Raw genomic sequence first — 23,563 nt, forward strand, 5'->3', positions numbered from 1 at the left:
AAAACGATGGTTTTCCAACTCTTGCCGCAGACGGAGCCGCTCGAACTCCGCGGGGGCGCGGTCGGGCCACTCGTGCCGTTCACCGTGCCCATCGAGGCGACCGGGATGTTCCTCCGCGTGATCGCTCTCTGGCGCGACAACCTGCCGCTCGTGGGGCGCGCCCCGACGTTCGAACTCAAGTCGGGTTGTGACGGCCGGCTCACGGCCGTGGACGCCGGGAGGGGCAAGATCGAGATCCCCGGAGCCGACGGCGAGATCGCGGCCCTGGCCGAGGTCGATCGCCTGCCCGGGGACAGCTATCTCATCGCCCTGGCCGGACTGGAGGAGCGCACCGGGCCCTGGCACCTGCGTATCACCAACAACGATGCGGAGACGTTGCGGTTCACCTGCGTCGCCTCGTACAGCGAGGAGATGACACGGCAGCCCTGGATGGCGCTCGAGTGCGCCACCGCCGTCCATGACGGTCTGCTGGCGCTGCACAGTGATACCCCAGAGACCGCCATCAAGGTCCGGAACCTGGGGACTGCGCCGCTGATCATCAACGATCCGCCGGGCAGCCGACTGGGTTCGGACGGATCGCCGGTGGTCCTTCTGCGACGGCCGGCGCCCATCGCACCGCACCACGCGGACGAGCTGGTGGTCGAGTGCGGGCAGGTCCACTACACGGATCGCTTCAGCCACACCTTCGACACCAACGACGTGCACCGCCCGCACACGACCCTGCTGTTCGAGGTCCTGCCTCGTTCTCTCCGGTACGACATGCACGAGGAATGGGCCTTCTGCCGAGCCTGCGGGCGGTGCCCGGACTACGTGGCACCGCCGGTCGGCGTCGGCGGTCCGTGCGCGGCCTGCGGGCACCGTGCGGCCCACCACTCGGACGTCCCGCCCGACCACCGCAACGTCTAGGGCGGCGTCATGGGGCACGGACGACTGCCGCGACGTCCCGCACGGGCCCCTCCCCCATGGCGCGAGAACAGGAGATGTGCGATGAGCGTGATCCAGATCTTCCCCTCAGAGGAGCCGTTGGCGCTGGCGCCCGGTCAGACCGGCCCCCTGGTGGAATTCGACATGCCGATCGAACCCATCCCGATGTTCCTGCGGTTCGTCGCTCTGTGGACCGACAACACGCCACTCGGGGACGCCGATCCGAGGTTCGGGATCAAGCTGGGCGAGGGTCTCATCACCACGGTTGCCGCGGACGGCACCGAGGTCGGCATCCCAGGCCCGAAGGGCGGAGGGTCGGCGAGCTGCCGACGCCTGTCCGATGGCCTCTATCTCCTGACGGTCGTCAACCATACGGAGTCGAAACCCACCTGGCAGTTGCGCATCAGGAACACGGCCGACCAGACGCTGCGTTTCGTCTGGGTCAACTCCAATGTCAAGAGCGACACGCTTCAACCCTGGATGGCACTGGACCAGCCGCTGTCGATCGTCGGCAGGAGCAGGCCCGACGTCGGCAGGGGCAGGGTCGGCTTCGTCACCGTGCGGAACTGGGGGACCGGAACGCTCACAATCGATGACTCCCTGGGTTCGCCGATCGGAGGGCAGGATTCCCCCGTCGTCCTCGTCCATCGTCCGGCGGAGATCGCCCCGCACGGTGTCGATCACCTGGCATTCGACTGCGGGGAGGTCCGCAGCCGCATGGTCCTCCAGCACACTTTTGCAACCAATGACGACAGAACGGACCATGCCGCCCTGGAGATCATCGCCGACCCGCTCTGACAGGCGAACGAATTCTGAACGCGTTGGCAAGGACAAGCGCATCATGGTATTCGAACCATTCCGGACGGCCCGTCTGACCGAGAACGAGATGAGCTCCCCGATCGAGTTCGTCGTACTGCTGGGTGCCCAGCAGACGTTCCTTCGGACGATCGCGCATTTCGAACCCGGCGTCGTCCTGGGTGGAGCGCCGCCAACATTCTTCATCAAGGCAGGACTGGGCGACCCGACGCCCGTGGAGGAAGGTGCCGAACCGGTCGACATCCCTGGAAGCAGTGGCACGCCAGTGGCAACAGCCGAATGCCACCGGACCGCTGAGGACATAGACACCTACCTGGTCACCATCCATCACGGCGCACCATCCGGCCCATGGCTTCTGCAGATCAGGAACAACGATCCAGAAGCGCTGGAGTTCGCCGGATTCATCTCGCACGACGAGGACGAGACCCGCCAGCCCTGGGCAGAGTTCGCACAGCAACGTCGACTAGAAGGATCGGAAACAGAATCCTTCCACTCCATCCCTGTCCGCAACGTGGGCACCGAACGCTTGACCATCGCGGACCTGACCGGTTCACAGTTGGGCGGAGAGAGCTCTCCCTGCATCATCCACGCACGTCCCGAATCGATCGACCCTCACGACGTAGGAGGTATTACCGTCCTGTGCGACCCTCTGCGTCCAGGACGCTCGGAGCATTCGAGACGGTTCACGCACACTTTCGACACGAACGATGTGGATCTCGCGCATGCTCGCGTCGTTTTCGAGGTTGCATCGCCGGTCTTTCCCACTATGTGCCTTTTCTTCGGAGGATGTGGGGCCAAATGCAAGAGGTTCAGCCCGCGCATGCCACCAGACGAGTTCCAATGCGCAACCTGCTTCCATGACGCAGGATTTCATGGACTCAAAAGCAATCCCGATGACACCCCATTTTGAGTCGGCGTCCGGCAGTGCGGGTTCTGTTGCCACATCCGGGCAGGAAGGACGCCGGCGGCCGTCGGTCTCGTGAGGGTCGACGCCTGGAGCTGCCGCATACCGCATACTGCTTCCCTCGACGCGTGGGCCGCGTGACGACCGCACCAGCTTGCGACATCGACCAGGTCGGCACCGTCGAGCCGGCAGTGCGGCCTCGTACAGCCAGGACCCTGGGCATGGCGTCTCCGGCGCCGCAGCTTTCCGGCCGTTTCCGACAGGTGCGCGCACAGAGTCTTGTCAGGAGCATGCACGACTCCTACAGTCCGTCCCACACCCATGGGAGCGCTCCCAAGCATTGGGTGCGCGCCAGGAGTGCCCCACTCCCCCCACAGTCGTTCCTTCGTCGAAGAGGTCCCCATGCGACCGCTGTCCCACCGGATCGACACCGCCCGCGGGCTGCTCGGTGCCCTGCTCGCGGCGTTCGCCCTGGTCGCCGCCGTCACAGTGGCCGCCCCGCCGGCCCGGGCCGGCACCGAGATCTGCGACGCCTTCGGCTGGACCACGATCCAGGGCCGCTACGTCGTCCAGAACAACCGCTGGGGCACCGACGCCGCCCAGTGCGTCACCGTCACAAACTCCGGTTTCCGGGTCAGCCGGGCCGACGGGTCGGTGCCCACCGACGGTGCCCCGAAGGCGTACCCGTCCGTCTACTACGGCTGCCACTACGGCAACTGCTCACCGGGCACGGTGCTTCCGGCCCGGCTCGGCTCCGTCTCCGGCGCGCCGACCGGCATCTCCTACAGCTACGTGGGTGACGCGGTCTACGACGCCGCCTACGACATCTGGCTGGACCCCACGCCCCGCACCGACGGCGTGAACCGGACCGAGATCATGATCTGGTTCAACAAGGCCGGGCCGGTCCAGCCGGTCGGCTCGCAGACCGGCACGGCCACGGTGGCCGGCCGCACCTGGCAGGTGTGGACCGGCAACAACGGCGCCAACGACGTCCTGTCGTTCGTCGCTCCCTCGGCGATCGGCAGCTGGAGCTTCGACGTCATGGACTTCGTCCGCCAGGCGGTCTCCCGGGGAATGGCCGGGAACGACTGGTATCTGACGAGCGTGCAGGCGGGCTTCGAGCCCTGGCAGAACGGCGCCGGGCTCGCCGTGACGTCGTTCTCCTCCGAGGTGCGCACCGGCGGCACGGCCGCGCGCGGAACGGCCTGACGCACGGCAGGGACGTTTCGGCGGGGGCGTTCCGGCACGGACGTACGGCATGGACGTCCGGACGGACGACGCCCCGCGGACGCCGGACGGCGCGCATCCCGCACCGGACGCGGCGCCCGCCGGACGGCACCTGTACCGCACCGCACACGTACCGGCTCCGACAGCAGAAAGGACCGTGCTGTGACACGACGCAGCAGACTCATGTCGGTGGCGGCGGCGTTCGCCACCTTTCTGACGGCCCTGGGCCTGACCTTCCTCGGTCAGGGCCGTGCCGAGGCGCACGGGGTGGCGATGCTGCCCGGTTCGCGCACCTACCTGTGCTACCTGGACGCCCGTACCGCCACCGGCAGCCTGGACCCGACCAACCCCGCCTGCCGGGACGCCCTGGCGAAGAGCGGCGCCACCGCTCTGTACAACTGGTTCGCGGTGCTCGACTCCAACGCCGGTGGCCGCGGCCCGGGTTATGTGCCCGACGGCACCCTGTGCAGCGCGGGCGACCGCTCCCCGTACGACTTCTCCGCCTACAACGCCGCCCGCGACGACTGGCCGCGCACCCACCTGACCTCCGGCGGCACGCTGCAGGTGCAGTACAGCAACTGGGCGGCGCACCCGGGTGACTTCCGGGTCTACCTGACCAAGCCGGGCTGGTCGCCGACGTCCCCGCTGCGCTGGGACGACCTGGAGCTGATCCAGACGGTGACCGACCCTCCGCAGACCGGTTCGCCGGGCACCGAGGGCGGTCACTACTACTGGAACCTGACGCTGCCCTCCGGCCGCTCCGGTGACGCGCTGATCTTCATCCAGTGGGTCCGCTCGGACAGCCAGGAGAACTTCTTCTCCTGCTCCGACGTCGTCTTCGACGGCGGCCACGGCGAGGTGACCGGCATCCGCGGCTCCGGCTCGCAGACGCCCAGCCCGGAGCCGACCCCGACGCCCACGCCGACGGACCCGCAGGCCGGTTCGTGCATGGCCGCGTACACCGTGGAGAACTCCTGGACCGGCGGGTTCCAGGGCTCCGTCGAGGTGATGAACCACTCCACGGCTCCGCTGAAGAACTGGACCGTGTCCTGGCAGCCGGGCACCGGCACGAAGATCAACAGTCTCTGGAACGGCACGCTGTCCACGGCCGACGACGGCACGGTCACGGTGAGGAGCGTGGACCACAACGCGGTGGTGCCCGCCGACGGCAGTGTGACGTTCGGGTTCACCGCCTCGTCCACGGGCAACGACTACCCGGTGGGTTCGGTCACCTGCACCGCGGGCTGACATCCCCTCAGCGGTGACCGCCCAGGTGTGCCGTGCCGTCCCGTCAGCCCGGCGGGGCGGCACGGCACACGCGCACGGCGGATGCCCGCGGGCTCAGTCGCCCGTGCCCGCGGTCTCCTTCGCCTCGTCGTCGGCCGGGAGGCTGTCCATGAAGGAGCTGACCGAGAAGACGGCGCGTCCGGCACCGGCCGGGCCGTAGCCGGGGGGCGAGGACAGGCCGAAGTCCTCCATGGTCGAGCGGTAGGCGTCCAGCAGCCGGATGTGGTACTCCAGCGGCGCGCCCTCGGGGTTGGCCTTGCCGAGCGGCGTGGTGGGCTCGGGGCACCACGTGGTGAAGCGGGGCGTGATGCCGTGCGACATGAAGAACCGCAGGCCCTCGGTGGTGGAGGCGATGGCCTCGTCGACGGTGGTGAAGCCGTGCGGCTGGGCCATCTCGACACCGGCCACGAAGTTGGGGATCACATTGCGGGCGCCGAAGACGTCGGCGGAGTCCAGGATCCGCTTGTGCCACTCGTCGCGGCCGATGTACCGCTCCTTGCCGGGGCAGTACAGCTCGAACAGGCGGCGGTCCCACACCTCGAAGTTGGGGTGGTAGATCTGCACGCCGTAGTCCTTGAACCGCTGCACGTCCGCCTTCGGCAGCGCCTGGGCGACCACCTTGCCGATCCACCGGCCCGGGAAGCGCTCCTCGATGGCCTTGGCGTAGTGGCCGTAGAAGTCGGCCTCGTCCCGGCCCGCCACCTTGGAGGTGATGGCGCCACCGGTCAGCGTGTAGGCGGTGGACGCCTTCTGGGTGTCGTACCGGTCGATGATCTCCAGGGCCTCGAGGACCTCCTCGACGTCCTTCACACCGGTGTAGGGCCGACCGGCGGCCTTGTGCTGGCGCCAGTTGTGGTTGATGTCGCAGTACTGGCACTCCTCCTTGGCGCCGAAGTACTGGCACACCCGGAAGACGGTGAGGTAGATCAGGTAGCCCCACTGGATGGTGGGGGCGACCTCCATCACGGACTTGCCGTTGGCGAGGGTGTGCCGGTAGTACTCCGGCATCGGCGGCACACCCACGTCCGCGATCCGCTTCCCGTCGAGGTACAGCCCGAGCATCCCCTCGTCGTCCGCGGCCACCCGGTAGGGCGAGCGGGGGTTCACCCGGACGGAGACCACGGTGCGGCGCAGGCCGTACGGTCCGCCGGTGAGGACGATCTCCTCCGGCGGGCGGCGCAGCGCGGCCTCGCCCAGCTCCGGCAGGGTGCCGTGGTCGAAGGAGAAGATGAAGTACGACTTCGGTTTGACCTCGCCGGCCGCCTCGTTGGCGGTGTCGCTGAGCGCGGACGAGTCGAAGGCCACACCACCACGCAGCAGGTCCTCCTTGAAGACGGCCTCCCGCGGTACGTGGGGGAAGCGCTCCATCAGATCTTCGACCAGCGCGGTACGGCTGCCCATCGGCCTCTCTCCTCCCGGCCTCGACGTTCGGCCTTCCACCGTATGCCCCCGCTCACCGGCCGGCCGTGCCGGGTCCCCGCTCGGCGCGCGATGCCGGGTGCTCGGGCCCGGCCGAGGGGCGGGCGGCTGTCCGGATACGCGGGAGGCGGCGGGGAGGCGGGCGGGCGTGTCGCGAGGCGGCGGGGAGGCGGGCGGGCGTGTCCGGGCCGCCGGTGGCGTCGGGTAGGTTCGCCTCGGAAACACGTGGCCCGGGTGCCACGGGAGGAAGGGGTGTCGGCATGAGCACAGCCGTGACCAACTGGGCGGGGAACATCACCTACACCGCCAAGGAGGTGCACCGGCCGGCCACCGCCGGGGAACTGGCGGACGTGGTCGCGCGCAGTGCCCGGGTGCGCGTGCTGGGCAGCGGGCACTCGTTCAACGAGATCGCCGACCCGGGTCCCGACGGCGTCCTGCTGCGCCTGGACGCGCTGCCCGCCGTAACCGACGTGGACACCACGGCCCGCACGGTCCGTGTCGGCGGCGGCGTGCGCTACGCCGCACTGGCCCGCGTGGTGCACGCGCACGGGCTCGCCCTGCCCAACATGGCGTCGCTGCCGCACATCTCGGTGGCCGGGTCGGTGGCGACCGGCACCCACGGCTCGGGGGTGACCAACGGCCCCCTCGCGTCCGTCGTGCGCGAGGTGGAGCTGGTCACGGCGGACGGCTCGCAGGTGCGCATAGCCCGGGGTGACGCCCGCTTCGACGGGGCGGTCACCTCCCTCGGCGCGCTCGGCGTCGTCACCGCGCTCACCCTGGACCTGGAGCCCGCCTTCGAGGTCGAGCAGCACCTGTTCACGGAGCTGCCCCTGGAGGGGCTCGACTTCGAGACGGTCGCCGCCGCCGCGTACAGCGTCAGCCTGTTCACCGACTGGCGCAGGCCCGGCTTCCGGCAGGTGTGGCTCAAGCGGCGCACCGATCAGGAGCTGCCCGATTTCCCGTGGGCGGCGCCGGCGACCGTGGCGCTGCACCCGGTGCCCGGGATGCCCGCGGAGAACTGCACGCAGCAGTTCGGGGTGCCGGGCCCCTGGCACGAGCGGCTGCCGCACTTCCGGGCGGAGTTCACCCCGAGCAGCGGCGCCGAACTCCAGTCGGAGTACCTGCTGCCGCGCGCCCACGCCCTCGACGCGCTGCACGCCGTGGACCGGATCCGGGACACCGTCGCGCCCGTGCTGCAGACCTGCGAGGTCCGCACCGTCGCCCCCGACGAGCAGTGGCTGGGCCCGAGTCACGGCCGGGACACCGTGGCCCTGCACTTCACCTGGGTGAAGGACACCGAGGCGGTGCTGCCGGTGGTGCGGCGTCTGGAGGAGGCGCTGGACGCCTTCGACCCGCGGCCCCACTGGGGCAAGGTGTTCACGATGTCCGCCGCCGCCGTGCGCGCCCGGTACCCGCGGCTCGCGGACTTCCGGGCCCTGGCCCGCGAGCTGGACCCGTCGGGGAAGTTCACCAACGCCTTCCTGCGGGACCTGCTGGACGGCTGACCGGCACGGTCGCCCGTCGGCGAGGTCCCAGGACCGGGTGTCACCGGGGGTCCGGCGGGCGCGCGGCGCCGGGAGGCGAGTCCGTAGGATCCGTCTCCGGCCGGACACCCCAGTGCAGGAGCACCGCACGCCCCGTGCCGGGCTGACCGTCGAGCGGATCGTCGCGGCGGCGGCCGAACTCGCCGACGAGCAAGGCTTCGAGAACGTCACCGTCTCCGGTGTGGCCCGCCGCTTAGGTGATGGACGCCAGCCTCTACTCGCACATCAAGAACCTGCGGGAACTGCGCACCCGTCTCGCGTTGTTCGCCGGGGCGGAGATGATCGAGCGGATCGCGGACGCGGTGGCGGGGCGGGCCGGGAAGGACGCGCCGGCCGCGTTCGCGGGCGCCTACCGGGAGTACGCCCTCCGGCATCCGGGGCGGTACGCGGCCACACAGACACGTGTCGCCCCCTCCCTCGCCGCCGGCTCCCCCGCACTGCGGCGCACCGCCGCGATCACCTACGGCATGCTGCGCGCCTACGGCCTTCAGGAGCCCGACCTCACCGACGCCGTGCGTCTGCTGCGCAGCACCTTCCACGGCTACTGCGCCCTGGAGGCCGCCGGCGGCTTCGCCGCGCCCCGCGATGTGCGGGCGTCCTGGGACAAGGCGGTCGAGGCGCTGCACATCACCCTGCTGAACTGGCCGCGCGAGAACTCCCGCGGCACCCCCTGCGAGGACACCGCCGGGCGCCCGTGAGCCGCCGTCGGCCGGCACCGCTGCCGGGGCCGGTCCGGCCGCTCCGGGCGGGTGTGAAGGGGCGGAAACAGCGGTACGAACGGTGAGAGGGAGACCCGTTCCACACGGTGGCCTCGTCGCACCGGGCGGTGGACGCCCGGTGTCGCCTCGGGGGGAGGGAGCGCCTGTTGTCCTCGCAGCAGCTCGGAAGCGGCCCCCTGCACGCCGCGGGCCCCGGCCCGCATCCCGAGCCGGCGGGACCGGGCGGCAGCACTCCGGCCCCCTCGCCTCCGGCGCGTTTCGTCGGCTGGCTGGGCGGCCTGGGCGGTGCGGCCGCCGGGTACGGGATGTTCCAGTTCCTGTTCGAGGTGCTGCCGGACTCGTTGAGCGGGCAGCTCGCGAAGTATCTGATCGCGGGCGTCAGCGGGCTGGGGACGGCGGCGGCGGGCTGGCTGGCCGCCGCGCTGCTGCGGGCCCGCGCCGGCCGTCCGGCGTACGGCACCGTATCCGGCTCCGCCCCCGCGCCGGCCGTGCCGGCCGCTCTGCCGCAGGTGTGCCACGACGCCTACGGCGCGCTCGCCGAGCAGGTGACGGTGGTCGACGACCCGGAGCTGGGGCGGCTCACCGGCTGGGCGCACTCGCTGGGCGAGACCGTCCCGCCCCGGCCCACCCCCGTCGGCACCGCCTACGGCCTGCACATCGTGCTCGACCTCGGTGTGCCCGACGGCCGGCTGCGCGCCGGTGACCTGGTCGACACCCTGTGGCGGCTGCGGCTGCCCGACGGCGGCTGGTCGGCGCGTTCCCAGGGGCTGCAGGCCCGTCCCGAGATCACCGCGCTGGTGCTGGGCGCGCTGGCCCGGGCGGGCGTGTCCGAGGACCGGCTCGCGCCGGAAGTGGCCCGTTGCGTGGCCGGGTTCACCTTGGACCAGGATCCGGCGGGGTGGGCGTCGGTGCATGTGGTGACGACGGTGCTGCGCGGGCTGCTGCGTGCCGCGCCCGGTTCCGCGCTGCTGCCCGAGCTGCGCGAGGCGGTGGTGGACGGCGCGCTCGACGATCCGGGCCGGGACCATCTGCGCTGCTGGGGCTACCGGCTGCGGGCGCCGTACGGGCCGCCGTCGCCGGTGCACACCGCGCAGGCGGTGGTCGCCCTGGACCGGGCCGGGCGCGTGCTCGGGGAGAACGCGGCGGCACGGGCGGCGCGCGAGGACGGCGTGCGCTGGCTGCTGGCCTGCCCGGAGCCGCGTCACGACGTGTGCGGGGACCTGGCGCACCTGCGTGAGGAGGTGCGCCGTCCCCGCGCCGACGACCCCACGCGTCACGAGGTGCTGTACGTGCGGCACTTCACGGCCGCCTGGGTGGTCCGGGCGCTGTTGACGCCGACCGCCGGTCAGGTGGCCCGCGCCGACGGGCTGGAGGCGGCCTGGCGGGAGCGGCTGGCCGGTGCCGTGGCGGCGGTGTGGGCCGGGCAGTCGGGCGGCATCTGGACCTGGGGGCCGGGCGAGCAGGGGGCGCCGCGGCAGCCGCTGTGGATGACCTATCAGGGCCTTTCGGCGCTGCGGGCGCATGCCGTATCCATGTACCGGCCGGGCCACTGACCGGGCCGGTCCCCGCCGCCGGGCGGCCGGTGAAGCGGCGGGCGGGCCGGGAGCGAGGCGGAGGGGGCGGTGATGGACGGCCGGCAGGTGCCGGCGGCCAGAGGGCTGCTGACGAGGTCACTGGACGGCCCGCTGTCCGAGACGGAGCGGGTGGCCGCGGCACGCTCGGTGGTCGTCGCGCTGGGGGCGCGAAAGCGGCTGCGGGACCTGGTCGCGGAGCTGGCCGCGGGCGGGCAGGACGCGGAGGAGTGTGCGCGGCTGTCGTACCGGCATGTGCTCGGTTTCGACAAGCTGCTGCTGCTCCGGGACGGCACCCGGCACATGCTGCGGGCCCATGTGTGGCACCCCGGCGCGCGCGACGCGGGCGCGGAGGACGTGCACAACCACCGGTGTGCGCTGGCCTCGTACGTGGTGTGCGGGCGGCTGTCGATGGAGGTGTACGAGCACGAGCCCTGCGCGCCGGACGAACCGGGCGCCACCCCCGAGCCGGACGACGGTGTGATCCGCGCGGTCCGGTACCGGGAGTCGCTGGGGCCGGGCCCGGCGGCGCAGTGGCGGCTGGAGCCCGTGGGCCGGGCGCGGCTGCGGCTGGCCCACACGGGACGGTACGCGGCGGGCAGCGACTACGGCCTGCCCGCGCGCACGCTGCACCGGGCGTGGTGCGACACGGCCGCGCCGACGGTGACGCTGTTCCTGGAGACGGGCGCCGGACGGCGGTCCCACACCGACGTCTTCACGACGGCGGGCCCGCACCCGCGGTCGGTGCCGAAGGTGCCGCTCGGCGTCCCGGAGTACCTGGCGGCGCTGGACTCGCTCGCGCGGCTGCTCAGCGGAGCCTGAGCGCGGGGTTCGTCCGCCCGGAACGGTCGGCGTGCCCGAGCCGGACGGCCCGCGTCTCCTGCTCGGTGCCGCAGGCCCGCAGCGCCTGCCGGACGACGTCCAGGTTGTAGGCGTCGATGTCCACCAAGGTCAGCTCGGAGGGGGCCAGCCAGGCGTAGGCCTGGTCCGGTTCGGGGAGGTGGACCGACCGGGTCAGCGGGCGGACCAGGAAGTTGTCCTGGAAGTTCTTGATCTCGTGGCCGCGGTAGTCGCTGACGAAGGAGGACTCGCCGACCTTGCGGACGACCTCGCCGAGCAGCCCGGTCTCTTCCTTCAGCTCGCGCAGGGCGCCGTCCGCGGGCAGTTCCCCCGCCTCCAGCTTGCCGCACGGCACGCCCCACACCCGCGGCAGGAACCGCTCGCGTGCACTGCGGCGCACCAGGAGCACCCGGCCTCGCTCGTCCCGTACCACGGCGGCGGCCAGCCGCTTCACGCCGGGGATCTCCATGTCCATGGCTCCCTCGGTTCCTCGCCGGTGATGGGTCAGGGTGTCTGGTACCCCGGGGAGTCGGTCACGCTACCAGGGCCTGCCGCCACGTTCCGTACCCTTTGCGCGGTACGTCTGATTCCGGGCAGCTGAGGGCCGCGTTCCGGGCTGGGCCTCCGTCCGGGGCGGGTGTGCGGCCCGCTGCCGCCGGCCGACCGGTCCGTCCCGGCGGACGGGCACCCCGCGCGGGCGGCTACGGTCGTCGCATGACCAGCGACACCTCCCCCACGTTCGCCGAGGCGCTCGCCGCCGGGACGCTGGTGCTCGACGGCGGCCTGTCCAACCAGCTGGAGGCGGCCGGGCACGACCTGGGCGACGCGTTGTGGTCGGCGCGGCTGCTGGCGGACCGGCCCGAGGCGCTCACCGAGGCCCATCTGGCCTACCTCGAAGCGGGCGCCGACGTGGTGATCACGGCCAGCTACCAGGCCACGTTCGAGGGGTTCGCGCGGCGCGGGACCGGCCGGGAGGAGGCCGCCGCGCTGCTGGCGTCGAGCGTGGCACGGGCGCGGGAAGCGGTGGCACTGGCGCGGGCGCGGGGTGTCCGCCGGCCGCTGTGGGTGGCCGCGTCGGCCGGGCCCTACGGTGCGATGCTCGCGGACGGCTCGGAGTACCGGGGGCGGTACGGGCTCACCGTGGCGGAGCTGGAGCAATTCCACCGGCCTCGCCTGGAGGTGCTGGCCGCGGCCCGGCCCGATGTGCTGGCGCTGGAGACCGTCCCGGACACCGACGAGGCGGCGGCGCTGCTGCGCGCGGTGCGCGGGCTGGGCGTGCCGGCCTGGCTGTCGTACACGATCGACGGTGCTCACACCCGCGCCGGACAGCCGCTGCGGGAGGCGTTCGCCCTGGCGGCCGACGTCCCCGAGGTGATCGCGGTAGGCGTCAACTGCTGCGCGCCGCGGGACGCGGAGGCCGCCGTGGCGACGGCCGCCCGCGTCACCGGCAAACCGGTCGTCGTCTACCCGAACAGCGGTGAGTCCTGGGACGCCCGCACCGGCTCCTGGAGCGGCCGGCCCGCCTTCGCCGCGGATCAGGTCGCGCGCTGGCACGCCGCGGGGGCCCGCCTGATCGGCGGCTGCTGCCGCGTGGGGCCGGACGTGATCGCGCACATCGCACGCATCCTTCAGGGGGCACGGGGCTGCTCCTGAGCAGCCCCGTGCCCCCTGAGGAGAGAACGACGGGCGGTTCCCAGGGGCGGGAGCCGGCGCGTGGCCGGACGTGGTCAGGCTCCGCGCACCCCGGTGGAGCGGCTCAGACGGCGGATCACGGCGCGCAGTTCCGCCGCCCTGGGCGCGGGCGTGCCCTCGGGTGCGCCGCCGTCCGGACCGGTCGCCGTGCCGGGGCGCGAGGTTCCGCCGGGCGCTGCGGACGCCGCGGAGCGCGCCGTCCACAGGGCGAGTTCCGCGTCCCGCGGCCCGTGCACGGTGTGCGGGGGACCGTCGCCGAAGACATGGACCGGGTGCGTGTCGTCCCAGGCCTCCCAGCCGGGGTCGCCCTCGGTGGCGAAGCGGACCCAGGCGGCGTGCATCCGGTCGGCGAGCTGCTGCGGGGCGCCCTCGCCGGCGAGTTTCCGGGACTCGGGGACGTCACCCGTGTCGAAGACGAAGCCGAGTTCGAGGGCGTGGCAGGCGCCTAGGCCGGGCAGCCGGGACGGCCAGGCGAACTCGTAGACGTACGAGCTGCCGGGGCGGGCGTCGGCCAGGCGGTGCAGGGGGCGGCGCAGCAGGTGGTCGGTGACCATCTGGCCGACGATGTCGGCGGCGCCGGCGCCCGGCCGCAGGGACCGGTAGCCGCGGACCACCTCGGGCCCGCAGCGGCAGCGGGCCATCGCGCCGGCGAGGGCGACGGGGCCGAGCCGGTCGACGTGGTCGAGGAGACCTCCGGGCACCAGCCACAGCCGGTGCTCGTCACGGGTCCAGCCCATCAGCAGGTCGGCGCCGCGGGCCGCGTCCCCGTCCACCAGGGCCTGCAGCGGGTCGCGGGGCACGAGGTCGCCGTCGGCGACGATGCCGAAGGCGGGGCCGCCGAGCACCGGGCCGCTGAGCCGGCCCACCTCGGCCTGGGTGCGCAGCAGCAGGTCCCGGTCGACGGCGGCGAACGCCTCCGCGGTGGCGGGCACCTTCAGCCGGGCGGCCATCCGGCGCACCATGCGCCGCACCTTGCCCCGGTCGAGGACCTCGGGCGGCCCGCTCTGCAGCACGGCCCGCCGGAACAGTCCCTGGGCCTGCGGGGCGGCGATCAGGGCGCCGACGCTGATGGCGCCGGCGGACTGCCCGCACAGGGTGACCCGGCCGGGGTCGCCGCCGAAGGCCTCGATCGCCTCGTGCACCCAGCGCAGCGCGGCGAGCTGGTCGCGCAGGCCGGGATTGGCGGGCGCGTCCGGGAAGAGGCCGTAGCCTTCCACGCCCAGCCGGTAGTTGACGGAGACGAGGACGACGCCGTCGCGGGCGAAGGAGTGGCCGGCGTACACCGGGACGGCCGAGGAGCCCCGGGTCAGCGCCCCGCCGTGCAGCCACACCAGGACGGGCAGCCGGGCGCCGGGGCTCGGGTCGGGGGTCCAGACGTTGAGGTTGAGGCAGTCGTCGCCGGGCACGTCGGGGTCGGACAGGTACCGGGCGAAGGCCTCGGAGTACGGGGGTTTGGGGGCGGTCGGGCCGAAGGCGCCCGCGTCGCGGACCCCGTCCCAGGGTTCGGGCGGCTGCGGGGGCCGGAACCGGCGGGGGCCGAAGGGCGGTGCGGCGTAGGGGATGCCGCGGAAGGCGGCCACCCCGTGCTCGTATCTGCCGCGCACCGCCCCGTACGGCGTGCCGACCACGGGATCCGTCCGATCTTCCGCCATGGATGCCACCAGCCCTTCACCGCGTTCGTGCACCATCGCACCCGGTGACACCGGAGCACCACAAGAGGGCCTCGTATTCCGGCACGCACGGCCGCGGCAGGGCCGGGCAGGTGTGCCCCGGTGCGCCCCAGTCGTCCGTGCGCGGCCCCCGTGCGGTGCTCGGCTGCCGGGCGCCGGCACGGCCCCGGCACGCGGACGGCCGGGACCGTGCGGGGGTGCTCAGTCGCCGTCGGCCCCGCCCCGGGCCCCCTCCACCAGGGCTTCCATCAGGTCCACGGCGCTGCCGTCGTGGTCGCTGCCGGCGGTGCCGCTGCCGGTCTGGAGGTTGGCGGTGCGGTCGACCTCCAGGATGGAGTCCGCGTGCGAGTTGTCGACGACGGTGATCAGGCTGCCGGTGCCGGCCGCGGCCGGGGAGGCGGCGCCGGCCAGCAGCACCGCCGTCACCGCGGTCACGGTCCGCAGCCGGGGGACGCGCGCGTTCATGCGCCCGCTCCGGCCGGCTCGGGCCGACGGCGCGCCAGGTTGCGCTCCAGCAGGCGGGTGGAGGCCTGCACGCCGATGCCGCGGTCCGCGTCCACCTGGGGCAGCCGGCCGTCGGCCTGCTTCAGCTCGGCGAGCGCGGCGTCCATGGCCTCGTGGGCGGCGAACAGGCAGGGGGTGCTGTAGATGGCGACGCTCACGCCCAGTTCGGCCAGCTCGGTCAGCGACAGCCGCGGGGACTTGCCGCCGGCGATCTGGTTGAACAGCAGCGGCTTGTCACCGACGACGTCGCGCACCCGGCGGATCCACTCCACGCTGCGGATCCCGTCGACGAGGACCACGTCGGCGTCGGTGGCCGCGAGCGCCTTGGCGCGGCGCAGGATGTCGGCCTCGTCGGTGGCGTCGGTGCGGGCCACCACGACCAGGTCCTGCCGGGTCGCCAGCACCTGCTCCAGCTTGGCCAGGTACTCCTCCAGCGGCAGCACCTGCTTGCCGTCGGCGTGCCCGCAGCGGCGGGGCCGCTTCTGGTCCTCCAGGATCACCCCGGAGGCGCCGATCCGCTCCAGCCCCTTGACCACGTGGCAGGCGACCTCGGGGTCGACGTAGCCGTCGTCGATGTCGACCAGGAGATGGTGGCCCAGGAAGGCGCCCCGCAGCCGCTGGACGAAGGCCACCATGTCCGGCCAGGCGATGAAGCCGATGTCCGGCAGACCGTAGTACGACGCGGCGAAGCCGAACCCGGAGACGAACATGCCGTCGTAGTGCGCGGCGGCGATCGAGGCCGAGTACATGTCGTACACGCCGATCAGCGGGGTCGTACCTGGTGCGGCGATCTGCTCGCGCAGCATCTTTCCGTACGTCACAGCAAGGCTCCTTGGGATGAGGGATCGGGCGCGTGGCGCGGAAGGGGGCGGTGCGCGGACGGTGCGCTGCCGCCCGCACCGGCGCGTCCTTTGCCAGGACAAGAGGATCTCTAGACCTGCGCAATACGTCCGCATGGTCCGGGCTTTGCTCACCCGGGCGGCGCAACCCCGTCACCGGAGAAACGTCACTGATCGGCGTGTCGCCTCACCCGTTCGCCGCAGCGGCGCAGGTCGGGGCGGCTGGAGGGTGTCGTCCGGCGAGTGCAAGCCCGACGCGGAACCGCGGTGGCGGGCGGCGCTTGGCGCCGCACCGGCCCGGGGCCGGGCATCCCCCGCCGGACCCCGGGCACGACGCGGCCGGTGTCCGCCCCGCGCCGTCCCGTGGCCCGCCGGTCGTCCGCCAGCGCCCGACGAGCACGGCACGGTCCGGCTGCGCCTCCCCGTCGCCCGCGGCCGGGGCCCTCGCACACGCGGGCCCGGGCACCCGCACGTGCCCGGGCCCGGTCCGGTCAGGGGGCGGTCGGCGGTGCCCCGTCGCGGCCCGTGTGCCGCGCCTCGGCGGCCACCCCGTCCGCGCCCTGCCTGGGCGGGGTGTTCTTCGCGTGCGCCCGCAGCCGGGCGGCCACGTCCTCCGGGGGCAGGAAGCGGGACCAGCGCTCGGGGAACTCCGACGGCATGTCGGGGTCGTCCGGGTCGTTGTCCCGGGCGACCGCGGCCGCCCAGGCGACGTACTCGGCGATCTGCGCCTCGCGCACCCGCTCGTTGGCCTCGCGGGCCGCGGCCGTCGCGGCGGCCGGCCAGACCCGGTCGATGGCGGCGTTGACCGCGGCCCCGACGAGCACGGCGAACGCCGACACCCCGATCCACAGCAGCACCGCGACCGGTGCCGCCAGCGAGCCGTAGATGGTCGGCCCCTCCACGGTGTTGGTGAGGTAGATGCGCAGCAGGAAGCTGCACACCACCCACATGGCCAGAGCGACCAGCGCGCCGGGCACGTCCTCGACCCAGGGGGAGCGGACCGGGACCGACACGTGGTAGAGCGTGGTCAGGAAGGCGATCGACAGCAGGATCACCACCGGCCAGTACAGCACCTGCACCACCGTGGTCGACCACGGCACGACCCGCAGCACCGCGTCCGGCCCCACCACCATCAGCGGCAGCGCGACCGAGCCGATCAGCAGGGCCACGACGAACAGCAGGAAGGACATCAGCCGGGTCTTGACGATGCCGCGCACCCCGTCCAGGCCGTACATCACGGTGATCGTCTCGACGAAGACGTTGACCGCGCGGGAGCCGGACCACAGCGCCAGGACAAACCCGAGGGAGATCACGTCGGGCCGGCCGCCCTTCATCACGTCCTGCAGAATCGGTTTGGTGATCTCCTCGACACCCTGGTCGGACAGCACGGTGCGGGAGAAGTCCAGCAGGTTGCGCTGGAGGCTGTCGATGGTGTGCGCGCCGGTCCAGCCGTCCACGTAGAACAGCAGCGCGATCAGGCTGAGCAGCAGCGGCGGCACGGACAGCAGGGAGAAGAACGCCGCCTCGGCGGCCAGGCCGAGGATCCGGTACTCCATGCAGGAGTTGACCGTGTCCTTCAGCAGCAGCCAGGCGGTCTTGCGCTTGGAGACGTTCCGGTAGAGCACGCGGGCCCGGTGGAGACGGCCGGACGGGTGGTCGGGGAGCTCACTGGCTTGCTGCACGACCAAAAAATAACCCCGCGGGTTCCCTCGCCTCGCTGCCGGGGCGTCCCGCACCGTCCCCGGGTGACCGGCGCGGTACCAGCGGGTAGGTTCCACGGCATGGCAGCCCGCACGCACATCGTGACGAATCAGCCCCCGCCGCTGACCGGCCTCGACCTCTTCGCCACCGACCGCGCCCTGGTGGAGGCGGTGGACCGGCATGTCGGGCAGGACCTGCGGCAGGAGGTGCGCGAGGAGCTGTCCGGGCTGGGCCGCTCCGCGGGAAGCGCGCAGGTGCGGGAGTGGGCCGCGCAGGCCGACGACAACCCGCCGCGGCTGCGCACCCATGACCGCTACGGCCACCGGATCGACGAGGTGGACTTCCACCCGGCCTGGCACCGGCTGCTCGGCAAGGGCGTCGCGGCGGGCCTGACCGCGGCCTGGACCCGCCCGGCGGGACATGTACGGCGGGCGGCCGCCTTCCTGGTGTGGACACAGGCCGAGGCGGGCACCTGCTGCCCGCTGTCCATGACGCACGCGGCGGTGCCCGCGCTGCGCACCGACCCGGAGCTGGCCGCCGCGTGGGAGATGCGGCTGACGTCCATGGTCTACGACCGCGGGCTGCGCCCGGCGCACCAGAAGGCCGGGGTGCTGTTCGGGATGGGCATGACCGAGAAGCAGGGCGGCAGCGACGTGCGGGCCACCACCACCGTCGCCCGGCCGCTCACCGAGGACGGCACCTACGAGCTGACCGGCCACAAGTGGTTCTGCTCGGCGCCGATGTCCGACGCCTTCCTGGTGCTGGCGCAGGCGCCGCAGGGGCTCACGTGTTTCCTGGTCCCGCGGGTGCTGGACGACGGCACCCGCAACGTGTTCCTGATCCAGCGGCTCAAGGACAAGCTGGGCAACCGGTCGAACGCCTCCGCGGAGGTCGAGTTCGACGGGACCTGGGCGCGCCGGGTCGGCGAGGAGGGCCGCGGGGTGCGCACCATCATCGAGATGGTGGCGGCGACCCGCCTGGACTGCGTGCTCGGGTCGGCCGGGCTGATGCGGCAGGCCGTGGCGCAGGCGGTGCACCACTGCACCCACCGCGAGGCGTTCGGCGGCCCGCTCGTCGACAAGCCGCTGATGCGCAACGTCCTGGCCGACCTGGCGGTGGAATCGGAGGCGGCGACCACGCTGGCGATGCGGCTGGCGGCCGCCTGCGACGACGGCGGCGACCAGGAGCGGGCCCTGCTGCGGATCGCGGTGCCGGCCGCCAAGTACTGGGTGACCAAGCGGTGTGCGCCGGTCGTGGTGGAGGCCGCCGAGTGCCTGGGCGGCAACGGGTATGTGACGGAGTCGGGGATGCCGCGCCTGGTGCGCGAGTCGCCGCTGAACTCGGTCTGGGAGGGCGCGGGCAACATCCAGGCGCTGGACGTGCTGCGGGCGCTGCGGCGCGAACCGGGGGCGTTCGACGCGTATCTGCGGGAGGTGGGCGCGGCGCGCGGCGCCGACCACCGGCTCGATCGGGCGATCCGGGACCTGCTGACCGCGCTGGCCGACCTGGAGGGCGCCGAGGCCGGGGCCCGCCGGCTGGCCGAGCGGCTGGCCCTGGTGCTCCAGGGCGCGCTTCTGGTGCGTCACGCGCCGCCCGAGGTCGCGGACGCCTTCTGCGCCTCCCGGCTGGGCGGCGACTGGGGTCCCACCTTCGGCACCCTGCCGCACACCCTGGACCTGGCGTCGGTGGTGGAGCGGGCCCGGCCCGTGGCCTGAGCCGGCCGGTCCGGTCGCGGCGGAGGTGAGCGGGCCCGGCGCAGGGGTGGTGCCGCGCCGACACGGCACCACCCCCGGTGGCCGGCCCGTTGCGGGCCAGGACCGCCGCACGGGGCGGCACTGGGGCCAAGTCTGGGCCGGCCGCCGGTCGTTCACCAGGGTTGCGCGCAGGTTGCAACGCGCCTCCCGGTACGCCGGGACCGTGTCGCCGGGACGGCGACCGACGGCACTATGAACCGGACAGTGGTCGCGGCCCCGGCAGACGACCGGGCAGGTGGAACCGGTCGCCGGCGGGCCGCTCGGAGGGGGGAGGATCCAGTGGCGATGGCGTCGATGGACTTCAGGCGGCTGGCCGCCGTCGACACGGCGCGGGCGGCGCGGGAGCTCAGCGAGGTGCGCGCGGCAGCGCTGGACGGGCGGCGCACGCGCCGGGCTCCGCGCCCGGTGATCGGGCAGTCCTGGGAGCGGGTGCGGCGCAGCGGTGTCGACCCCGAACGCGACGCGCACACGCGGCCGCTGAGCCGGGAGGAAGTGGAACAGCGGCGCGCCGCGACGCCGTTGCGGCATGTGCTGCCGGTGCTGCGCCAGGGTCTGCTGTCGGTCGCGGACCTCGCCCGGCACATCATGGTGGTCGCGGACGAGGACGGCCGGGTGCTGTGGCGGGAGGGGCATTCGTCGGTGCTGCGCCGGGCCGACCGGCTCGGCTTCGAACCCGGGGCGGACTGGCGGGAGGAGGTCGTCGGCACCAACGGCGTCGGCACCGTGGCGGTGGTGGGCCGGCCCGTGCAGGTGTTCGCCGCCGAGCACTTCGTGCGCTCCCACACCACCTGGACCTGCACCGGCGCACCCGTCACCGACCCGCGCGACGGCCGGCTGCTGGGGGTGGTGGACGTCAGCGGACCGCTGGACACCATGCACCCGGCGACCGTGGCCTGGGTGGACTCGGTGGCGAAGCTGGCCGAGGCGCGGCTGCGGGAGCTGCACCTGGCGTCGCTGGAGCGGCTGCGCGCGGTGGGCGCGCCGGTGCTGGCCCGGGTCGGGGGCCGGGCGGCGGTGGTGGACCGGGACGGCTGGACCGCGGCGGTGACCGGGATGCCGTACACCCCGCGGATCGCGCTGCCCGCGCCGCCGGCCGCGGGCCGGCGGTGGCTTCCCTCGCTCGGCCTGTGCTCCCTTCAGCCACTGGCGGACGGCTGGCTGGTCCGCGCGGGCAAGGAGACCGATCCGCGCTGCGACACCCGCATCGTGCTGGACCTGGCGCGGCCGCGCCGCTGCTCGGTGGCGGTCACCTCGGACCTGGGCAGCTGGTCGCAGCATCTGACGCCGCGCCACGCCGAACTGCTCTATCTGCTGGCCGTGCACCGATCCGGCCGCACCGCCGCGGACCTGGCCGCCGAGGTGTTCGGCGACCCGGCCAGGACGGTGACCGTGCGCGCCGAGATGTCGCGGATGCGGCGCTATCTGGGGGCGCTGCTGGAGCACCGGCCCTACCGTTTCCCGGAGGACACCGAGGTGCGGGTGGTCCTGCCGGAGGATCCGCGCGATCTGCTGCCGCACTCCACGGCTCCGGCGATACGGCGGGGACGCACGGGGTGCGCCGCGTCCTGACCGGCGCGCGAGAGGCGGGCCCGAGCCCCGGTCGTGCGCCGGAGGGCACGGCATCGCCCGTGGGTGACAACTTCTCGCATATTTGCAGGGTCTTCGTCGTGCGCCGCAGTGCTCTGCCGTAGCATCGCCTCCGGGTCGCCCCGCTGCACACCGGTCAACGCTCGGATGCTCCGGAGCAGTTGACCCGCCCGGCAGGCGGGCGTCCCGCGGACGGACCGAGCCCTGGAGCAGGGGGGTTGGATGCAGCATCGCGGCAGACACCGCCGGCGCAGGCGGGGCAGGGCGCTGCGGGCCGTCCTGGCCGGCGCCGGTCTGGCGCTGACCGCCGCCGCCACCCTGATCAGCACCTCGCAGGCCGAGGTCGCCGACGACCCCGGCGCGCTGAAGCCGCTCACCTCCCGCGCCGATCTGGACCGGCTCAGCCTGCGGGAGGAACCCGTGCCGGCGAGCACGCTGGACCGCCTGGCCTCGCGGATGGGCCGTCCGGTGGGCGTGGAGGCGGTGCTGGAGCGCGCCGACCGGACGCTGCGCCCCGCGGACGACTGCCCGGCCGAGGAGACCGAGGCGCTGCCGGTGAGTCCGGCCGCCACCCGGGCGTACTGCTGGGCGTCCGCCGACGCCGACGACTCCGCCTGGCAGCCGGAGTCGGTGGCCACCTCCGCGGACGGCGGCACCGACGGCCGCGGCAGCGCCCGCCGGGTGCTGCTGTCCGGCTGGACGCACCACGGCGGCGGCCCCTACCACGGCCTGGCCCGGGTGGCGTTCGTGGACGCCGACGACCCGGAACGCCCCGCCTACAGCTGGGCGCTGCTGGCCGTGCCGGTCGACGGCGGACGCGACTACCGGGGACTGACCGCCCATGTGACGGGGATGGTCTGGTACCGGAACAAGCTGCTGGTGACCACCTCCGGCGGCGAGCGGGAGGCGCTGTACGTCTACGACCTGGACCGCATCCAGCGCGCCACGGTCGACTCCGACGCGATCGGCCGGGTGCCGGGCGGCTGGTCGGCGCACGGCTACCACTGGGTGCTGCCGGCCGTCGCCGCCTACCGTCCGGTGACCGGCAGCTGTGCGCGGGCCGACGCCGGGCCGCCCGGCGGCGACCCGTCCCGTCCGGCCTGCCCGACCGGTCTGTCGCTGGACACCGGTTCGGCGTCGGCGAGCCTGGTGCTGAGCGAGAGCACGCCCCGGGGCAGCGGCCGGCACACGCTGCTGTGGCGCTACGCCTTCAGCGCCGACCCCGCCCGCTTCGGCCTGCTGGCCGCCGACGCCACCGGGACGGTCACCGCGACGGAGGCGTACGAGACGAAGACCGACGGGGTGCGGGGGGTGCTCGCGCTCCGCACCGGCCCGGCCGGCCCCACCGACTGGTACCTGGGCCGGCCCGCCGGCCCGCACGGCGAGCACGGCACCCTGTGGCGGCAGAACGTGCACGGCTCCCGGACGACGGAGTGCGGCACGTCCGACGACACCCGGCACTGCTGGGGCGACGGCCGGGGCTCGCTCACCTACTGGCGGCAGACCGGCGAGGTGTGGTCGCTGTCCGGGCGGATGCTGTTCGCGGTCCCGCTGCCGGACGTGGAGCGGGAACTGGGCTGACGCTTCGGCAACCCGCGCTCCCCGGGGAGCGCCGATCGACACGGGCGCGCCCCGGATGATTCCCTGGCCGGCATGACGACCATCGCCGTGACCACCTGGTCCCTGGAGCAGACCGCCCCCACCGACCTGCTTCCGGCCGCCGCGCCGGAGGGGGAGGTGAGGATCGTCCGCTCCGAGGTGCCCTCGCCCGAGTTCAGCCGGTTCCTGTACACCGCGGTGGGCGGCGACATCCGCTGGACGGACCGGCTCGGCTGGACGTACGCGCAGTGGCAAGAGTACCTGGAGCGTCCGGGTGTCGAGACATGGGTGGCCTACGAGAAGGGCACCCCGGCCGGGTACATGGAACTCCAGGCCCAGGACGACGGCGTGGTGGAGATCGTCTACTTCGGGCTGCTCCCGGCCTTCCGCGGCCAGGGCATCGGCGGGCATCTGCTGTCGTACGGCACCGCCCGCGCCTGGGACCTCGCCGACCGCTGGCCGGGGCTGGCGACGACCAAGCGGGTGTGGCTGCACACCTGCAGCAAGGACGGGGAGTACGCGATGGACAACTATCTCCGGCGCGGTTTCACGCTGTTCGACACCCGGGTCGAGGAGGAGGCGGAGGTGGCCACTCCGGGACCCTGGCCGGGGGCATACCCCGCCTGACCTGGGCAGAAACCAGAACTGCGGAGCCCTGTGAGCAACGACACCCTTGTCTCGTTAAACGAGACATGGGCGTCCGCATGACGGACCATGCTGGACTGCGTCCGAATCGCCGTGCGACGCTGCGTCCATGCCTGGAACCGGAACCGCCTTGGTGAGCCGACGGCACGTCGACCACGGCCGCATGTCCAGCGCCATCTGTCCGGCTCACTGACGCCCGACGGTGGCCTGAGAGTCGCGGGCCGAGCACCGCCGGTTTCCTCCTTCTTCCCTGCCCAGCGCAACGACGCGCACGTTTGCCCACTTGTCCGCGCGTATCGCCCACGCGCTGGTCAGAGCCGC

General features: G+C 73.3%; 17 protein-coding genes and 3 pseudogenes. 14 read left to right on the forward strand and 6 right to left on the reverse strand.

Going from position 1 to position 23,563, the window contains the following annotated elements; genetic code table 11:
- The first annotated feature begins 6 nt into the window (after nucleotides 1-6).
- The 5 genes and pseudogenes from IE286_RS02910 to IE286_RS02930 all read left to right on the forward strand — a co-directional run bounded on the left by IE286_RS02910 (nucleotide 7) and on the right by IE286_RS02930 (nucleotide 5,119).
- Nucleotides 7-906 carry a hypothetical protein gene (locus IE286_RS02910; protein ID WP_189794972.1) on the forward strand — a complete coding sequence of 300 codons (900 nt, stop codon included), beginning with the start codon at nucleotides 7-9 and terminating at the stop codon, nucleotides 904-906.
- Nucleotides 907-987: 81 nt separating this feature from the next.
- On the forward strand, nucleotides 988-1,722 hold the full coding sequence (locus tag IE286_RS02915; RefSeq protein ID WP_189794973.1) for a hypothetical protein: 735 nt from the start codon (nucleotides 988-990) through the stop codon (nucleotides 1,720-1,722).
- A gap of 43 nt (nucleotides 1,723-1,765) precedes the next feature.
- Complete coding sequence (locus tag IE286_RS02920) at nucleotides 1,766-2,650, forward strand: hypothetical protein (protein WP_189794974.1); 885 nt, start codon at nucleotides 1,766-1,768, stop codon at nucleotides 2,648-2,650.
- A 396-nt stretch (nucleotides 2,651-3,046) separates the two neighbouring features.
- Nucleotides 3,047-3,832, forward strand: a pseudogene (locus IE286_RS02925) (GH12 family glycosyl hydrolase domain-containing protein); the annotation flags it as partial.
- 201 nt (nucleotides 3,833-4,033) lie between these two features.
- Nucleotides 4,034-5,119 carry a lytic polysaccharide monooxygenase auxiliary activity family 9 protein gene (locus IE286_RS02930; RefSeq protein ID WP_189794976.1) on the forward strand — a complete coding sequence of 362 codons (1,086 nt, stop codon included), beginning with the start codon at nucleotides 4,034-4,036 and terminating at the stop codon, nucleotides 5,117-5,119.
- 93 nt (nucleotides 5,120-5,212) lie between these two features.
- Here IE286_RS02930 and IE286_RS02935 read toward each other — a convergent pair whose 3' ends face one another.
- Nucleotides 5,213-6,559, reverse strand: coding sequence for a radical SAM protein (locus IE286_RS02935; protein WP_189794977.1), 1,347 nt, complete (start codon nucleotides 6,557-6,559; stop codon nucleotides 5,213-5,215).
- A gap of 278 nt (nucleotides 6,560-6,837) precedes the next feature.
- Here IE286_RS02935 and IE286_RS02940 point away from each other — a divergent pair, with 278 nt between their 5' ends.
- From IE286_RS02940 to IE286_RS02955, 4 genes and pseudogenes are all read left to right on the forward strand, one after another.
- Nucleotides 6,838-8,082, forward strand: coding sequence for an FAD-binding protein (locus IE286_RS02940; protein WP_189794978.1), 1,245 nt, complete (start codon nucleotides 6,838-6,840; stop codon nucleotides 8,080-8,082).
- A gap of 112 nt (nucleotides 8,083-8,194) precedes the next feature.
- Nucleotides 8,195-8,819, forward strand: a pseudogene (locus IE286_RS02945) (TetR/AcrR family transcriptional regulator).
- A 167-nt stretch (nucleotides 8,820-8,986) separates the two neighbouring features.
- Entirely contained in the window at nucleotides 8,987-10,393 is a 1,407-nt protein-coding gene (locus tag IE286_RS02950) for a prenyltransferase/squalene oxidase repeat-containing protein (RefSeq protein WP_189794979.1), read from the forward strand.
- 72 nt (nucleotides 10,394-10,465) lie between these two features.
- Complete coding sequence (locus IE286_RS02955) at nucleotides 10,466-11,233, forward strand: hypothetical protein (protein WP_189794980.1); 768 nt, start codon at nucleotides 10,466-10,468, stop codon at nucleotides 11,231-11,233.
- 79 nt (nucleotides 11,234-11,312) lie between these two features.
- Here the strand turns inward: IE286_RS02955 and IE286_RS02960 are convergent.
- Nucleotides 11,313-11,726, reverse strand: a pseudogene (locus IE286_RS02960) (NUDIX hydrolase); the annotation flags it as partial.
- Nucleotides 11,727-11,965: 239 nt separating this feature from the next.
- Here IE286_RS02960 and mmuM point away from each other — a divergent pair.
- Entirely contained in the window at nucleotides 11,966-12,904 is a 939-nt protein-coding gene (mmuM, locus tag IE286_RS02965) for a homocysteine S-methyltransferase (RefSeq protein WP_189794982.1), read from the forward strand.
- A 74-nt stretch (nucleotides 12,905-12,978) separates the two neighbouring features.
- Here mmuM and IE286_RS02970 read toward each other — a convergent pair whose 3' ends face one another.
- The 4 genes from IE286_RS02970 to IE286_RS02985 all read right to left on the reverse strand — a co-directional run bounded on the left by IE286_RS02970 (nucleotide 12,979) and on the right by IE286_RS02985 (nucleotide 17,638).
- Nucleotides 12,979-14,595 (reverse strand): carboxylesterase/lipase family protein, encoded by a 1,617-nt coding sequence (locus IE286_RS02970; RefSeq protein WP_189794983.1) that lies wholly within the window; start codon nucleotides 14,593-14,595, stop codon nucleotides 12,979-12,981.
- 219 nt (nucleotides 14,596-14,814) lie between these two features.
- Nucleotides 14,815-15,078 (reverse strand): hypothetical protein, encoded by a 264-nt coding sequence (locus IE286_RS02975; RefSeq protein WP_189794984.1) that lies wholly within the window; start codon nucleotides 15,076-15,078, stop codon nucleotides 14,815-14,817.
- On the reverse strand, nucleotides 15,075-15,938 hold the full coding sequence (locus tag IE286_RS02980) for an isocitrate lyase/PEP mutase family protein (protein WP_189794985.1): 864 nt from the start codon (nucleotides 15,936-15,938) through the stop codon (nucleotides 15,075-15,077). Before IE286_RS02980 ends, IE286_RS02975 begins: the two co-directional genes overlap by 4 nt.
- 509 nt (nucleotides 15,939-16,447) lie before the next feature.
- Complete coding sequence (locus IE286_RS02985) at nucleotides 16,448-17,638, reverse strand: YihY/virulence factor BrkB family protein (protein ID WP_189794986.1); 1,191 nt, start codon at nucleotides 17,636-17,638, stop codon at nucleotides 16,448-16,450.
- Nucleotides 17,639-17,737: 99 nt separating this feature from the next.
- Between IE286_RS02985 and IE286_RS02990 the strand changes: the two genes are divergently transcribed.
- The 4 genes from IE286_RS02990 to IE286_RS03005 all read left to right on the forward strand — a co-directional run bounded on the left by IE286_RS02990 (nucleotide 17,738) and on the right by IE286_RS03005 (nucleotide 23,224).
- Nucleotides 17,738-19,372, forward strand: coding sequence for an acyl-CoA dehydrogenase family protein (locus tag IE286_RS02990; RefSeq protein WP_189794987.1), 1,635 nt, complete (start codon nucleotides 17,738-17,740; stop codon nucleotides 19,370-19,372).
- 333 nt (nucleotides 19,373-19,705) lie between these two features.
- Complete coding sequence (locus IE286_RS02995) at nucleotides 19,706-20,980, forward strand: helix-turn-helix domain-containing protein (protein WP_189795114.1); 1,275 nt, start codon at nucleotides 19,706-19,708, stop codon at nucleotides 20,978-20,980.
- A 240-nt stretch (nucleotides 20,981-21,220) separates the two neighbouring features.
- Nucleotides 21,221-22,579: a hypothetical protein gene (locus IE286_RS03000; protein WP_189794988.1), complete on the forward strand. Its 1,359-nt coding sequence runs from the start codon at nucleotides 21,221-21,223 to the stop codon at nucleotides 22,577-22,579.
- Nucleotides 22,580-22,651: 72 nt separating this feature from the next.
- Entirely contained in the window at nucleotides 22,652-23,224 is a 573-nt protein-coding gene (locus tag IE286_RS03005) for a GNAT family N-acetyltransferase (protein ID WP_189794989.1), read from the forward strand.
- The last annotated feature ends 339 nt before the right edge of the window (nucleotides 23,225-23,563 follow it).

Origin of the sequence: Streptomyces thermodiastaticus, assembly GCF_014656135.1 — a bacterium.
Classification (GTDB): domain Bacteria; phylum Actinomycetota; class Actinomycetes; order Streptomycetales; family Streptomycetaceae; genus Streptomyces; species Streptomyces thermodiastaticus.